Origin of the sequence: Sphingomonas sp. 66-10, from assembly GCF_001897045.1 — a bacterium.
Classification (GTDB): domain Bacteria; phylum Pseudomonadota; class Alphaproteobacteria; order Sphingomonadales; family Sphingomonadaceae; genus Sphingomonas; species Sphingomonas lycopersici.
The window spans coordinates 67,366-81,128 of the sequence record NZ_MKRR01000137.1 but is presented as its reverse complement, the minus strand read 5'-3'; the positions used below and the strand labels follow the sequence as shown (position 1 = coordinate 81,128).

11 protein-coding genes are annotated in these 13,763 nt (G+C 64.2%); 9 read left to right on the top strand and 2 right to left on the bottom strand.

What is annotated here, in order from left to right; translation table 11 throughout:
* Positions 1 to 804, top strand: an 804-nt coding sequence (locus BGN95_RS18820) for an aminotransferase class III-fold pyridoxal phosphate-dependent enzyme (protein ID WP_286773654.1), incomplete at its 5' end; no start/stop codon positions are given.
* Positions 805 to 888: 84 nt separating this feature from the next.
* On the opposite strand, the gene BGN95_RS18815 is transcribed toward BGN95_RS18820, so the two are convergent.
* Complete coding sequence (locus tag BGN95_RS18815; protein WP_286773653.1) at positions 889 to 1,752, bottom strand: GntR family transcriptional regulator; 864 nt, start codon at positions 1,750 to 1,752, stop codon at positions 889 to 891.
* A gap of 134 nt (positions 1,753 to 1,886) precedes the next feature.
* Here BGN95_RS18815 and BGN95_RS18810 point away from each other — a divergent pair, with 134 nt between their 5' ends.
* The 4 genes from BGN95_RS18810 (at position 1,887) to BGN95_RS18795 (ending at position 8,383) form a co-directional block, all read left to right on the top strand.
* Complete coding sequence (locus BGN95_RS18810; protein WP_286773652.1) at positions 1,887 to 3,383, top strand: aldehyde dehydrogenase; 1,497 nt, start codon at positions 1,887 to 1,889, stop codon at positions 3,381 to 3,383.
* A gap of 5 nt (positions 3,384 to 3,388) precedes the next feature.
* On the top strand, positions 3,389 to 4,768 hold the full coding sequence (locus BGN95_RS18805; RefSeq protein WP_265311416.1) for a glutamine synthetase family protein: 1,380 nt from the start codon (positions 3,389 to 3,391) through the stop codon (positions 4,766 to 4,768).
* A gap of 56 nt (positions 4,769 to 4,824) precedes the next feature.
* Positions 4,825 to 6,759 (top strand): NAD(P)-binding protein, encoded by a 1,935-nt coding sequence (locus tag BGN95_RS18800; RefSeq protein WP_286773651.1) that lies wholly within the window; start codon positions 4,825 to 4,827, stop codon positions 6,757 to 6,759.
* Positions 6,760 to 6,838: 79 nt separating this feature from the next.
* Positions 6,839 to 8,383: an APC family permease gene (locus BGN95_RS18795; protein ID WP_286773650.1), complete on the top strand. Its 1,545-nt coding sequence runs from the start codon at positions 6,839 to 6,841 to the stop codon at positions 8,381 to 8,383.
* Between the two features lie 237 nt (positions 8,384 to 8,620).
* Here the strand turns inward: BGN95_RS18795 and BGN95_RS18790 are convergent, their stop codons facing one another.
* The gene (locus BGN95_RS18790) at positions 8,621 to 8,890 is read right to left on the bottom strand and encodes a hypothetical protein (protein ID WP_286773649.1); all 270 of its coding nucleotides are present in this window, start codon (positions 8,888 to 8,890) and stop codon (positions 8,621 to 8,623) included.
* A gap of 216 nt (positions 8,891 to 9,106) precedes the next feature.
* Here BGN95_RS18790 and BGN95_RS18785 point away from each other — a divergent pair, with 216 nt between their 5' ends.
* From BGN95_RS18785 to BGN95_RS18770, 4 genes are all read left to right on the top strand, one after another.
* Positions 9,107 to 9,367 (top strand): hypothetical protein, encoded by a 261-nt coding sequence (locus BGN95_RS18785; protein WP_179513980.1) that lies wholly within the window; start codon positions 9,107 to 9,109, stop codon positions 9,365 to 9,367.
* A 149-nt stretch (positions 9,368 to 9,516) separates the two neighbouring features.
* Positions 9,517 to 10,971, top strand: coding sequence for a DUF6895 family protein (locus BGN95_RS18780; protein WP_286773648.1), 1,455 nt, complete (start codon positions 9,517 to 9,519; stop codon positions 10,969 to 10,971).
* Complete coding sequence (locus BGN95_RS18775) at positions 10,968 to 12,926, top strand: RiPP maturation radical SAM C-methyltransferase (protein ID WP_353744718.1); 1,959 nt, start codon at positions 10,968 to 10,970, stop codon at positions 12,924 to 12,926. Before BGN95_RS18780 ends, BGN95_RS18775 begins: the two co-directional genes overlap by 4 nt.
* Entirely contained in the window at positions 12,923 to 13,711 is a 789-nt protein-coding gene (locus BGN95_RS18770) for a TauD/TfdA dioxygenase family protein (protein ID WP_286773647.1), read from the top strand. The genes BGN95_RS18775 and BGN95_RS18770 overlap by 4 nt, the downstream gene beginning before the upstream one ends.
* Positions 13,712 to 13,763: the final 52 nt, after the last annotated feature.

Sequence of the window (13,763 nt, the reverse complement as noted above, 5' to 3'; positions counted from 1 at the left end):
GGTTTCGGCGAAGATCCGCGCGCGTTCGGCGAGGCCGCGGCGGATGCGCTCGAGCAGAAGATCCTCGAAGTGGGGCCGGAGCGCGTCGCGGCGTTCATCGGGGAGCCGGTACAGGGGGCCGGCGGGGTGATCATTCCCCCCGAAACCTATTGGCCGCGGGTCGAGGCGATCTGTCGCAAATACGGCATCCTGCTGGTCAGCGACGACGTCATCTGCGGTTTCGGCCGGCTCGGCCAGTGGTTCGGCTTCCAGCATTTCGGCATCAAGCCCGATCTTGTGTCGATGGCCAAGGGGATGTCATCGGGCTATCTGCCGATCTCGGCCGTGGGGGTTGCTGATCATATCGTCGAGGTGCTGCGCGCGGTCGGCGACGATTTCGTTCACGGCTACACCTATTCGGGCCACCCCACCGCCGCCGCGGTGGCGCTCAAGAACATCGAGATCATGGAGAATGAGGATCTCGTACGCCGGACGCGGGAGGATACCGGCCCCTATCTGGCGCGGCGCATGGCGGCGTTCGCCGAGCATCCGCTGGTCGGCGAAGCGCGGTCGCTCGGGCTGATCGGCGCGGTGGAGATCGTGTCCAAGAAGGGAACCAATCAGCGCTTCGGCGGCAGCGAGGGGCCGGCCGGGCGGATCGTGCGCGACATCTGCATCACCAACGGCCTCATGGTGCGCGCGGTCCGCGACAGCCTCGTCATGAGCCCGCCGCTGACGATCTCCCACGGGGAAATCGACGACATCGTCGACATTATCGGCAAGTCGCTCGACGAGGCGGCGCCCGCTTTGGCCGCGCTGGGATAATCCCGCCGCGCCACCGCCATTGCTACGACGCCCGCGCAATGCGCGGGCGTTTTTCGTTCACGCCCGCGCCGCCGCGCCGGGAATTCAGGCTTTCGAGAAGGTGTCGCGTATCAGCAGGCCCATGCCGTCGCGCAGATCGGCCGCGATCGCATCGCGCAGCGCATCGGCGTCGGCGCTCTGAATCGCGTCCATCGCCATGCGATGCTGGTCGACGAGATTGGCCGTCCCGTAGCGGCCGTTGACGACCCGCATGAAGGGGCCGAACTGAAGCCATAAGCTCTCGATCAGTCGATTGAGCACCGGGCGGTTGTTGGCGCGATAGATGGTGAAGTGAAAACGAAAGTTATATTCCATGTACCGCACGACATCGCCGTCTTCCATTGCCTGATCGAGCGATGCATCGATCTCTTTCAAGGTTTTGAAAATCGCCGGTGTAATATTGGGCAATGCGTAGACTGCCGCCTCCGGTTCGAGCAGGAGCCGGCTGTCGAGGATGTCGTCGAGCCGCTCGGACGTCATCGGCGATACTTCGATGCGCCGCTTCGACCTGATCTGCACCGCGCCTTCGGCCGCCAGCCGCGACAAAGCGTCGCGCACCGGCATCTGGCTCACCCCCATCTCCAGCGCGAGGCTGCGGGTCGACAGGCTCACGCCGGGCACGATCTTCCCGGTGATCATCCGCGATCGCAGTTCCTCGTAGACGCTGGAGCGAAGCAGGGAGTCGGTCGCCGTCTCGCTCTCGGCCTTGGTGTCGTGTGATTTGAGCGGATTTGTAACAGCGTCCATCAGCCAGGGACCTCCTTGGCACGCTTTATTGGCAAACGGGTGCGAAGGATAGCGCCTGTTTTGCGTCCGGTTGCTCGCCGAATGGATCGTGCGCCGCCGGCCCGCCGCACGGCGATCCCTTCTAAACTGTGATAGCAGGCTGATGTGAAAGCGACGTGCCAAGCTGCGGTTCGGGAGCGCCAGGCGAGCGGGCGCGCCGGTCGTCCTTTAATTTCCCTGCGTCGGCCTCGCGTAAAACTTTCGGCAATCGAGAGAATCGCGCTTGCAAATATAGTGATCACAGTTATGCATGCCCCATGCAGAGCCTCTCGCAAGTTCAGGCGCGCGCCGCCGCACTCGTGCTGCCTGCGCATTGCGTCATCGACGGGCAATTGGTCGGGGCGGCCGACGGCGCGGTCTTCGATAATGTCACGCCGCGCGATGGCTCGATCCTCAGCCGCGTGCCGAGCTGCGGCGCGGCGGATGTCGATCGCGCGGTAGGCGCCGCGCGCGCGGCCTTCGGCGACCGGCGCTGGCGGGCGCTGGCGCCTGCTGCGAGGAAGAAGGCGCTGCTCGGGCTGGCCGAGCTGATGGAGCGTGATCGCGAGGATCTCGCGCTGATGGAAGCGCTCGATACCGGTAAGCCGATCTCCGACGCGCTGACTGTCGATGTCCCGCTCGCGATCGGCACGACCCGCTGGTATGGCGAGGCGCTCGACAAGATCTACGGCGAAGTGGGCCCGAACCACAGCGGCAAATTGTCCTATGCGGTGCACGAGCCGCTGGGCGTGGTCGGTGCGATCACACCGTGGAATTTCCCGCTGCACATGGCGATGTGGAAGGTCGCGCCCGCGCTGGCGATGGGCAATAGCGTGGTGCTGAAACCCGCCGAGCAATCGCCGCTGACCGCGATGCGCGTCGCGGAACTCGCGTTGGAGGCGGGGATCCCGCCGGGGGTGTTCAATGTCGTGACCGGTTTCGGCGAGACCGCGGGACAGGCCCTGTCGCGCCACATGGATGTCGACATGATCGCCTTCACCGGCTCGGGCGCGGTCGGGCGGCGGCTGATGATTGCCTCGGGCGAGAGCAATTTGAAGCGCGTCAGCCTCGAACTCGGCGGCAAATCGCCGCAGATCGTCTTCGCCGATTGCCCCGATCTCGACGCGGCGGCGCAGGCCGCGGTCTGGGGGATATTCTACAATCAGGGCGAGGTGTGCACCGCGGCGTCGCGGCTGCTGGTGCAGAAGGAGATCAAGGAGAGCTTCGTCGCGCGGGTGATCGAGATCGCGCGGGCGATCGAGGTCGGCGATCCGCTCGATCCGTCGACCCGCTTCGGCGCGATGGTCAGCAAGGAGCAGCTCGACACCGCGACGCGCTACATCGCGAAAGGCCTCGCGGAGGGCGGCGAACTGGTGCTCGGGGGCGCGCGGGCGCGCGCGGAAAGCGGCGGCTTCTATCTCGAGCCGACGATCTTCGACAATCTCACCCCGGCCTCCACGCTGGCGCGCGAGGAAGTGTTCGGCCCGGTGCTGGGGGTGCTGACGTTCGACGATGCGGACGAGGCGATCCGTATCGCCAACGATACCGTCTTCGGGCTGGCCGCCGGGCTGTGGACCGCCAATATCGATGTCGCGATGAAGGTCTCGCGCGCGCTTCATGCCGGGCTGGTGTGGGTCAACGGCTGGGACGCATGCGATATCACGATGCCGTTCGGCGGGTTCAAGCAATCCGGCTTCGGGCGTGACCGCAGCCTCCACGCGCTTCATAAATATGCCGATTTGAAATCCGTGACCTTCACCATTCGGGATGCCTGAAAACGATGACCGATCAAGCCGCCGGTGACGAACTCGACGCGTTTCTCGCCGCCCACCCCGATATCCAGTTCTTCGAGGTCCTGTTCACCGCGTTGAGCGGCGTGCCGCGCGGCAAGCGGTTGCGCCGGCACGAGATGCGCAACGTCTACGATTACGGGCGCTTCCTGCCCGGATCGATCCTGGTCAACGACATCACCGGCCAGGATTGCGAGGAGACCGGGCTGGTATGGGAGGACGGCGACGCCGATCGGCTGGGCAAGCCTGTTCCGGGCACCTTGGTGCCGGCGCCGTGGCTCGGGCCGGACGTCGGCCAGGTGATGCTGTCGCTCTACGAGCTAGACGGCACGCCGAACGATCTCGATCCGCGCCACGTTCTCGGCCGCGTGCTCGATCGCTTCGCCGCCGACGGCCTGACCCCGGTCGCGGCCTGCGAACTGGAATATTATCTGGTCGATGCCGAGCGGACCGCGGAGGGCGGTATCCAGCTGCCGCGGTCGCGCTTCAACAAGCTGCCGCCGCGCCACCACCAGGTCTATGGCCTGCCCGAGATCGAGGAGCAGGCGCCGTTCCTGCGCGATTTGTGGGCGGTGTGCGACGCGCAGGGGATTCCGCTCGAAGGCGTGATCTCGGAATATTCGCCCGGCCAGCTCGAATTGACGCTCAAGCACCGCCCCGACGCGTTGCGCGCCACCGACGAGGCGGTGATGTACAAGCGCGCCGCCAAGGGGATCGCGCTCAACCACGGGTGCGAGGCGACGTTCATGGCCAAGCCGTTCGCCGATCGCGCCGGCAGCGGTTTCCACGTCCATGTCAGCTTCAACGATCGCGAGGGCAACAATGCCTGCGCGAGCGAGAACCCCGAGGGATCGGAATTGCTGCGTCACGCCATCGGCGGGATGAAGCAATTGCTGCCCGAGGGCATGGCGATCTTCGCGCCGAACGCCAATTCCTACCGGCGCTTCAAGGCCAATTCCTATGCGCCGCAGGCCGCGGTGTGGGGCGTCAACAACCGGACGGTCTCGCTGCGTGTCCCCGCGGGGCTGCCGCATACGCGGCATGTCGAGCACCGCGTCGCGGGGGCGGACGCCAACCCGCATCTGACGCTCGCGGTGGTGCTGGCATGCGCGCATTACGGGATCGCCAATCGCATCGATCCCGGCGCGGCGGTGGTCGGCGACGGCTATGCCGCGGCGCGCGAATCGGGGCAGTATCTGCCGACCAACTGGTTTGCCGCGGTCGATCTGTTCGAGCGTTCCGAGGTGCTGAAAGATTATCTCGGCGAGCGTTTCGTCAGGATGTTCAGCGCGGTGAAGCGCACCGAACAGGCACGGTTCTTCGATGAGATCCCGCCGATCGACTACGATTGGTATCTCAGAAATGCGTAAGAACAGAAGCGCGCGGCAACGACCGAGGCGCCCGATCAGGAACGAGGGGAAGAATGATGGCCGAGGAGGGTGACGCCCGCCTGGGGATGGACCGGCGCATCGAGCGCCGGGATTTTCTCCAGGGAGCGGCGATGACCGCGTCGGCGCTCGCGGCGCTCGCGGTCGACCCTCTCCATGCCGCCGGCGCCGCGTCGCAGCCCGCATCGCAGGATGCGGCCGGCTATTATCCGCCGACCCGCACGGGCCTGCGCGGCAGCCACCCCGGCTCGTTCGAGCAGGCGCATGCCTTGCGTGACGGAACGCCGCTCGCGGCGGCCGCGCCGACCGGTGAAGACTATGACCTGGTGGTGGTGGGGGCGGGGATCAGCGGGCTTTCCGCCGCCTATTTCTGGCGTCAGCGCCGCCCCGATGCGCGCATCCTGATCCTCGACAACCACGATGATTTCGGTGGGCACGCGAAGCGCAACGAATATCGCCTCGGCGGCCGCGTGATGCTGACCAACGGCGGCACGATGCTGATCAGCAGCCCGCGCCCCTATAGTCCCGAGGCGGCCGGGCTGATCAAGGATCTCGGGATCGATCCCGACGCATTGGAGGCGTCGGCCGACCGGTCGAAAGTCTATCGCGATCTCGGCCTCGGCGCGGCGATCTTTTTCGACAAGGAGACGTTCGGCGCCGACAAGCTCGTGCGCATGCCGCGCGGCAGCGGGCGCGGCGGGGCGCCCGATGCGGCGGCATTGGCGGCGGCGCTGGCGCAGGCGCCGCTGAGCGAGGCGGTGCGCCGCGATATCGTGCGGATCGAAACGGGGCGCGAGGATTATCTCCCCGGGCTGTCGATCGAGCAGAAGATGGATCGGCTTTCGCGCCTTTCCTATGCCGATTTTCTGGTGCACGTCGTCAAGGCCGATCCCGGCGTCCTGCCTTATTATCAGAAGCGCACTCATGGCGAATGGGGGCTCGGCATCGATGCCGAGCCGGCGCTCGACTGCTGGGGCATCGGGCTTCCCGGGTTTCAGGGAATGGGGCTGGATCGCCGCCGGACCGAGCGGATGGGCAATACCGCGGCGGGCTATAGCGCGACCGGCGGCTCCTATACCTTCCACTTCCCTGACGGCAATGCGAGCATCGCGCGGCTGCTCGTGCGCCGGCTGGTGCCCGGCGCAGCCCCCGGCGCGACGCCGCAGGATATCGTGACGGCGCCGTTCGACTATCGCGCGCTCGATCGCCCCGATGCGGCGGTGCGCATCCGTTTGTCGAGCGTGGTGGTCCATGCGGCGAATGAAGGGGCGGGGGTCGATCTCGTCTATATGCGCGGCGGCAAGGCCTATCGGGTGCGCGGCGCTGCCTGCGTCATGGCGGGATACAATATGATGATCCCCTATATCGTGCCCGACCTCCCCGAACCGCAGAAAGCGGCGCTGCACGAACTGGTCAAGGTGCCGCTGGTCTATGCGAGCTGCGCGATCCACAACTGGCGTGCCTTCGCGACGCTGGGGATCGAGCAGGTTTCCTGCCCCGGCGGCTATTTCTCCTCCTTCTCGCTCGCCCCCGCCCAATCGATCGGCGGCTATGCCTATCCCGGCACCCCGGACGAGCCCGCGGTGGTGACGTTCGTGCGCACCCCCGCCGCGCCCGGGCTGCCGACCGAGCGCGACCAGCATCGCGCCGGTCGGGCGGAGTTGCTCGGCACCTCGTTCGAGACATTCGAACGCCATATGCGCGATCAGCTCAACCGGGCGCTGGCGCCGGGCGGGTTCGATGCGGCGCGCGATATCGATGCGATCATCGTCAATCGCTGGCCGCATGGCTATGCCTATGAATATAACCCGCTCTACGATCCGTGGGATGCGCCCGAAAGCCAGCGTCCACATGTGATCGGGCGCGCGCGGTTCGGCCGCATCGCGATCGCGAATTCGGATAGCGGGGCCGCCGCTTATACCGACAGCGCGATCGACCAGGCCCATCGCGCCGTCGGCGAGCTGCTTGCCTGAGCCTGCCATCCCCGCCGCGCGCGTCGGCGCGACGATGCCCGTTTTCTCGCAAATGCGGATCCGACAGGAGTCCAGTCCATTGGCAACCTACAGCGATGAACGTCACGGCCTGTCGGCCAAGGGATTGTCCGCCGGTTCGATCGGACTGCTCGGCGCGACGGTGATCGGGATCTCCTGCGTCGCGCCGGCCTATACGCTGACCGCGTCGCTGGGGCCGATCGTCGCGAAGGTCGGGCCGCAGACACCCGCCATCATCCTGATCGGCTTCCTGCCGATGCTGCTGGTGGCGTTCGGCTATCGCGAGCTCAATCGCGCGATGCCGGACAGCGGGACCTCCTTCACCTGGGCGACGCGCGCGTTCGGGCCGCGGATCGGCTGGCTGGCCGGCTGGGGGCTGGTCGCCTCGACCATCCTGGTCCTTTCCAACACCGCCGGCATCGCGGTGGACTTCTTCTATCTCATGCTGTCGCAGATCTTCCGCAATCCGCATCTGACCGAGCTGAGCGCCAATCCGTTCATCAACGTCGCGACGTGTCTGGCGTTCATGGGGGTGGCGACGATCATCTCCTATCGCGGCATGGAGGTGACCAAGGCGTTCCAATATGTCCTGGTCGGCTTTCAGGTGGTCGTCCTCACCCTGTTCGCCGTGGAAGCGTTCGTGAAGATCCACGCGGGCGCGGCGTTCGATCCGCTTCCCGTTCGCCTCGACTGGTTCAACCCCCTGGCCGCGCCGACGTTCAGCGCGGTGGCGGCGGGGCTGTCGCTCTCGATCTTCATCTTCTGGGGCTGGGATGTGACCCTGACGATGAACGAGGAGACCAAGGGCTCGCGCTCCACGCCGGGGCGCGCCGCGACGGCGACGGTCGTCACGACGATGCTGCTCTATGTGTTCGCCTCCACCGCCTCGATCGCTTTCGCCGGGCTGGGCACCGGCCGGTTCGGGCTGGGCAATCCCGAAATCCAGCGCAACGCGTTTCTCGCGCTCGCGGCGCCGATCATGGGGACGTCGGCGATCCTTATCTCGATTTGCGTCCTGGCCAGTTCCGCCGCCTCGCTGCAATCGACGATCGTCAGTCCTTCGCGGACATTATTGGCAATGGGCCATTATGGCGCCCTGCCCGACGCGCTGACCCGGATCGATCCCAAATATCGCACGCCGAGTAATGCGATCTTTACGTCGACGTTCGTATCGTCGCTATTCTATGCGGTGATGCGTTTCCTGTCGGCGCATGTGCTTTGGGATACGATCACCGCGCTCGGCATCATGATCTGTTTCTACTACAGCCTGACGGCCTTTGCCTCGGTATGGTATTTTAGGCGGCAGTGGTTCGTATCGCCGGCAAATCTCTTCAACCAGCTGATTTGCCCGCTGCTCGGCGGGATCGCGCTGGCGGCGCTGTTCTGCACGACGATCGTCGACAGCATGGATCCCGCGTTCGGCAGCGGCTCGCAGGTCCACGGCATCGGGCTCGTCTTCATCCTCGGCATGGGCATCATCCTGATCGGCGTCGTCATCATGACGGCGATGGCGATATGGAAACCGGCATTCTTCCGCGGCGAGAAGCTGTCGACCAGCGTTTCGGACGGCCGCGAGGATCATGGGCTCGATCATTTGCCGGTATGAGGTTTCATCTTTTGCTATCGTCGGCTTGTTCGGATCCGGCGGGGGTGCGCCGCGGCTAACGCCTGTCGATCTTTTGGAGATTGCCATGATTGCTGGATCGACACGGCAGTTTGCCGGAATGTGTTCGGTGTTCGTGCGTATGTGCTGCGACGGTGAGCTGAACCGCATCATTCGTGAACGCACCAATATCTATGTATCTCTCGTGCCACCCGATTCCCCGTCTGCGCTGCGCGACGGCTATATCGCCGACCTTCGCCGCCTGACTCGGCTCGGCATCACATCGACCGCGACCTGGTCGAGCGCAAGGCGTCTGCCAGTGATCGCCGCGCTTTCGAATGGAATGTCACCGCGGCGGGCGCAGCGGCGCTTGAGGACAGCCGCCGACGCATCGAGCAGCATGAGCGGCGCATGCTTCGTTCGTTCAGTGACGGCGAACGGCAAATACTTTTTGAATTGCTGGAACGGATCGAGCTCCAGGAATAGCGGTGTCGGATCGAGGAAGAACAAGGGTTGCAGAATAACACGATGTTGAATCGGTCGTTAATATTGAATCTTAATTGACCGCAGATGGGCGCGGTGATACCGTCATCGGTGCTCAAGAAATTGGGCGATATCAAGATAATCAGCGAATAATGCGGTCGCTGAGGCTCTGTCCGGGCAGATTTATGCCGGTTGAGTCTAAATATGCTTGCTGACTTTATCTCAACATAAAGGAGGTAAGTCATGCCTACGCAGTTCAATCAAGTACACGATGTCCTCACTCAATTGCACAAGTCCGGCGTCGTCAACCTCGACAAGAGTGTAAACGACATGCTCTCCGCAAATCAGGCGCTCGGCCGGCTGACGCCGGGCGAGACCGTCGCGACCTCGGTGATCGCGTGGGACGGCTATGGTGTCGTGATCAAGGGCAATGTCGCGAACGTCGCCGCTTTGGGCAATGTCGCCGACCAGCTGCGGACGATCACCACCACGCCGAAACAATAACATCCAGGCTCTCTGTCCGGCGGGCGTGGATCGCTCGCCTGCAAGGCTGATTCCCGGTTCCAAGGCAGGCGGCCTGATCGGTTGCGTGCCTTGGACAGGGCGTGGCTCGCGCCGATGATCCGGCCTGCGAGCGAGAGGGGTATGTGACGATGGAACCGAGTGCGCGCGCGAACGCTTATGGAACAACCGACGAACTGCGCGATCGTCTGGCCGCGAGCCTCGATTTCGCGCAGCGTACGGTCGAGTGCGCCGATCCGCTGCACCCGATGTGGAAGGTTGACCTCGGCCAGGTCAGCGGTTTCGACAAGATGATGATGGAAGCGGGGCTGTTTGCCTTGCTGGTCGCCCGGACCGAATATTGGCAGGATGCGGCCTGGTCGCTGGCGCGCGCCATTCGCAAAAACTACGATTCAGGTTCGGCGATCGCATGCATCTTGCGGCATCCCCGGCTTGCGACATCGATCGGCGCCTTGTTGCTAGTCCTGGAGCGGTTCGGCCTGGCGACCGAGCGGGAAGTGTCGGTGGTTCATCGGGCCTTGGAGAGTCCATATCTCGAATCGAGCGAACATGTACCGTTCCGATTGCTCGATCGCCGTTGGATATGGAGTTTGGCGCAATCCGAAATCCCCTCGTTGCCGGAAGCGCTCCACCTCTCGACCGCGTGTCGGACAACGCATCCGATCTATATGAGCCGCGATGATGGTTATGCCATTACCCATGCGGTGATGTACGCCACGGACTTTGGCGCGCGGCCCGCACCAGCGGCGCTCGACGGCGACGCGCTATGGAAGACGATCGACGCCGCGGTGGCGTGGTGCCTGGCGGCGGGCGATTTCGATCTGTTGGCCGAATTGCTGCTCTCCCAATTGTTCTTGCGGCGCCGGTTTTCGCCTTATGGCGTGGTCGCCTGGCGGCGCAGCCGCGGATTGTGGGATTCGTTGGGCTTTCTGCCCTCGCCGAGCCTGTCCGCCGATGCCTTCGTCGCGTTCGGCGAAGCCGAAGAGCGGCGACAATATGCGTTTCACAACATGTATCATACGATGCTGGTCGGAGGGCTTGTCGCGCTGGCGTTGCTCGACCAGCGCGTTGCACTGCCGGAAGCGCCGTCCCGCGCGGATCCTTTTGAAGAACCCGCCTCGGTCGGGCGCGCGATCGCCGAAGCTTCGCGGCATTTGGCGTGCGCATTGGGGATCGATTCCGCGCTGGCGCAGGCAGCGCTCGCCGAGATGAAATGGACCGGTCAGGATGGCGATCCCGATGCGCTGTCGAGCGATTGGACCGGAGAGGGAGTCGCCGAGGCGACGGTGCAGGCGATGGCCAATGACGCCTCGATCATTCTGGCGGCGCAGGATTATGACCTGCCTCGGCTGGCCGAGGCGCTGAGGCGCGCGGCGGTTGCCGGAACAGCCACCCCGACAATTCAGGCTGGCGCGGATTTCCTGGCGTGTCAGTTCCTCGCGGGAGGCGGGGTCGGTGCCGGCATGCTGGCAAAGGAGCGGGAGGCGGCGGCTGGCAACGACGATTTGTCCACCCGCGTCACCTCGGCGCTTGCGAACTGCCTCATCACGGTCAGCACGCGGTTGTCCGGCGAGGTGGCGGCATGACCGGCGCGCGCCGCCCGCTCATCGTGCTGGTGAGCATGCCCTGGGAATCGACGTCGCGGCCCAGCCTCGCGATCGGCACGCTTGTCGCAATTGCGCGTGAGGCGGGATTCGATTGTATCGCGCAGCACCTCAATCTCGAGCTGGCGGCCCGGATGGGCAGCGCGGCGTTCGACGCTTTCGCGGAAAATATCGAATTGTTCCCGCTCGGTGAGCATTTTTTCGCGGTCGATCTGTTCGGCCGGGAAAGGCTGGATTCGGAAACCTATCTCGCCCGGTTCGGCGGCAAGGAGCCGGTCGCGGGCGAGCCTCCCGACCCGTTGCATGCGCTGCGCGACAGCGTCGTTCCCGAATTCCTCGACCTCGCGGCCAAGGCGATCGCCGGCTATCAGCCCGATATCGTCGGTTTCAGTTGCACGTTCAATCAGGTGCTGCCGAGCCTTGCGCTTGCGGCGCGGCTGAAGACGGCTCGACCGGATCTGACGGTGCTGTTCGGCGGCGCCTGTGTGCATGGCGCGATGGGCGAGGCCTATGCGGAGATTTTTCCGGATCTTGTCGATCATGTCTTCACCGGCGAGGCGGACGAGAGCTTTCCGGCTTGGCTCCGCGCCTTTGCCGAAGGCGAGCCCGATCGTCCGGTCCCGGGCGTTGCCGGACGTCGCGGCGGGACGCCCGCGCGGCTGACGCACAATCTCGATCGCATCCCCATCCCCGATTACGGTGCCTGGTTCGCGCAGCGCGAAGCGCTGGAAGCACAAGGCGCGACGATGCGACACGTCCGCCATCTCCCGTACGAATCCTCGCGCGGCTGCTGGTGGGGCGAGAAGCATCATTGCACTTTCTGCGGGCTCAATAATGCCGGCTTGCAATTCCGCCGCAAATCCACGCCGCGCGTCATTTCCGAAATCGCCGTTCAAGCGGAGCGACATGGGCTCACCAATTTTATGGCGGCCGATAACATATTGGATTTCAAGGCTTATGGTGAGTTGCTGAGCGAGCTGGAGCGGCTCGATGTCGATCTGGACCTATTCTATGAGATCAAAGCCAATCTCAAACGTCGCGACGTCGCCGCGCTGCGCCGCGCTGGTGTCAAACGCGTGCAGCCCGGGATTGAGAGCTTTTCCGATCACGTCCTGCGGCTCATGAACAAAGGGGTGACCGCGCTCCAGAACGTGCAGGCGCTGAAGTGGCTGCAGGAGCATGATATCGCAATCGACTATAATCTGCTGGTTGGATTCCCCGGCGAGACCGGGCATGACTATAATGAAATCATAAAGAACATTCGCCAGATCGTGCATCTCCCGGCGCCAAACGGCTCGGCCATCAAGGTTCGCGTCGATCGCTTCTCTCCATTCTTCGATAACGCTGAAGACCTTGGCATCCGCGACCTGCGTGCTGCCGACTTTTATCGCTATCTGATCCCCTCGGATATCGCCCCGGCGGAACGTTTCGCCTATTTTTTCGATCATGACGAATCGCATCTCGACGAGTTCGAGAAGGAGATCGCCGAAATCGACGCGCTGATGGAAGAGTGGAAGCGCGGCCCGATCGAGCGTCGGGCGCGGCTGGGGCGGTCGTTTGTCGAATTGCTCAAGGCTGATGCCGATGGACGGTCGCGAACGGTGCTGCGTGATCTCGATGCGCTCGTCTTCGTGCTCGCCGATGGCGTGACCAGCACCGAACAACTCAGTCGCAGGCTCCACGCGATGGCCTCGGATGCCGAGCTCGACGCGGCAATCGCCCGCTTGATCGAGGCGCAAGCGCTACTTCGTTCCGACGACCATCTCGTCGCAACCGTCGCTTATGCGGAGGCGCATAGCGACACCGACCTTCGGGCCTGGGTCGATAGCAATACCGCGGCACAGGGCGGGCATTCGGCGGCGGTCGGTGCAATATTGACAGACCGGGGTGTAATCCGGGAGCTGGTCCCGAACGGTCACGGCATGAGTTGCTCATGACGGCATTTTCGATCGAGCCGATAACGGCCGCCGTGGGGGTCGAGATCGAGGGAATCGATCTCGCAGCGCCGATCGGTGACCGGGTGGCGCGGCCGTTGCGACAGGCGCTGCACAGGCATGGTGTACTAATATTCCGCGACCAGAATGCCATGACCCGTAGGCACCAGGCTGATTTCGCGCGCATTTTCGGTGATATAGTGCGCTCGCCGCTGGGCCTGATCGCGGACCCGGACGTGGTAGAGATCGTCCATGATGAGACCCGGCCGCCGACCGAGAACATATGGCATGTCGATCACAGTTTCAGCCCGGCGCCGCCGCGCGCGGCGGTTCTTTGTGCGATCGAATTGCCGACCGCCGGCGGTGACACGTTATTCGCTGATATGAGAATAGTCTGGCGCCGTTTGCCGGAGGCGGTTCAGACTGTGCTTCGCGGGCTCGAGGCGGTGCACGATATCGCCAAATGCGCGCCGGCAACCTGTGCCGCCGAGCTTCGCGCGGCAGCTCCACCGACCCGGCATCCGGTGATGAAGGTGCACCCGGCAACAGGTGAGGAGATTCTTTTCGTGAATGAGGCCTATACGACGGGTTTCGACGGATTGGACGAGAAGGACGGTGCCACGCTTCTCGGATATCTTCTCGATCAGATCCGTATTCCGGAAGTGCAATGCCGGCTGCGCTGGCATCCGGGGACAGTCGCCGTCTGGGACAATCGCTCGATGCAGCATTATGCGACGAGCGACTATTTCCCGCAGCGTCGAGTGATGGATCGCGTGACAATTGCCTAGAGGGGCCTGTGGTAGCAGTGTGGACTCGCGCTACGGCCCCGTTCGATATTCG

Bases quoted from the DNA above. Each gene is read 5' to 3' on its own strand.
- BGN95_RS18810 (WP_286773652.1), top strand. From the start codon at position 1,887: ATGCAGAGCCTCTCGCAAGTTCAGGCGCGCGCCGCCGCACTCGTGCTG.
- BGN95_RS18805 (WP_265311416.1), top strand. From the start codon at position 3,389: ATGACCGATCAAGCCGCCGGTGACGAACTCGACGCGTTTCTCGCCGCC.
- BGN95_RS18800 (WP_286773651.1), top strand. From the start codon at position 4,825: ATGGCCGAGGAGGGTGACGCCCGCCTGGGGATGGACCGGCGCATCGAG.
- BGN95_RS18785 (WP_179513980.1), top strand. From the start codon at position 9,107: ATGCCTACGCAGTTCAATCAAGTACACGATGTCCTCACTCAATTGCAC.
- BGN95_RS18780 (WP_286773648.1), top strand. From the start codon at position 9,517: ATGGAACCGAGTGCGCGCGCGAACGCTTATGGAACAACCGACGAACTG.
- BGN95_RS18775 (WP_353744718.1), top strand. From the start codon at position 10,968: ATGACCGGCGCGCGCCGCCCGCTCATCGTGCTGGTGAGCATGCCCTGG.
- BGN95_RS18770 (WP_286773647.1), top strand. From the start codon at position 12,923: ATGACGGCATTTTCGATCGAGCCGATAACGGCCGCCGTGGGGGTCGAG.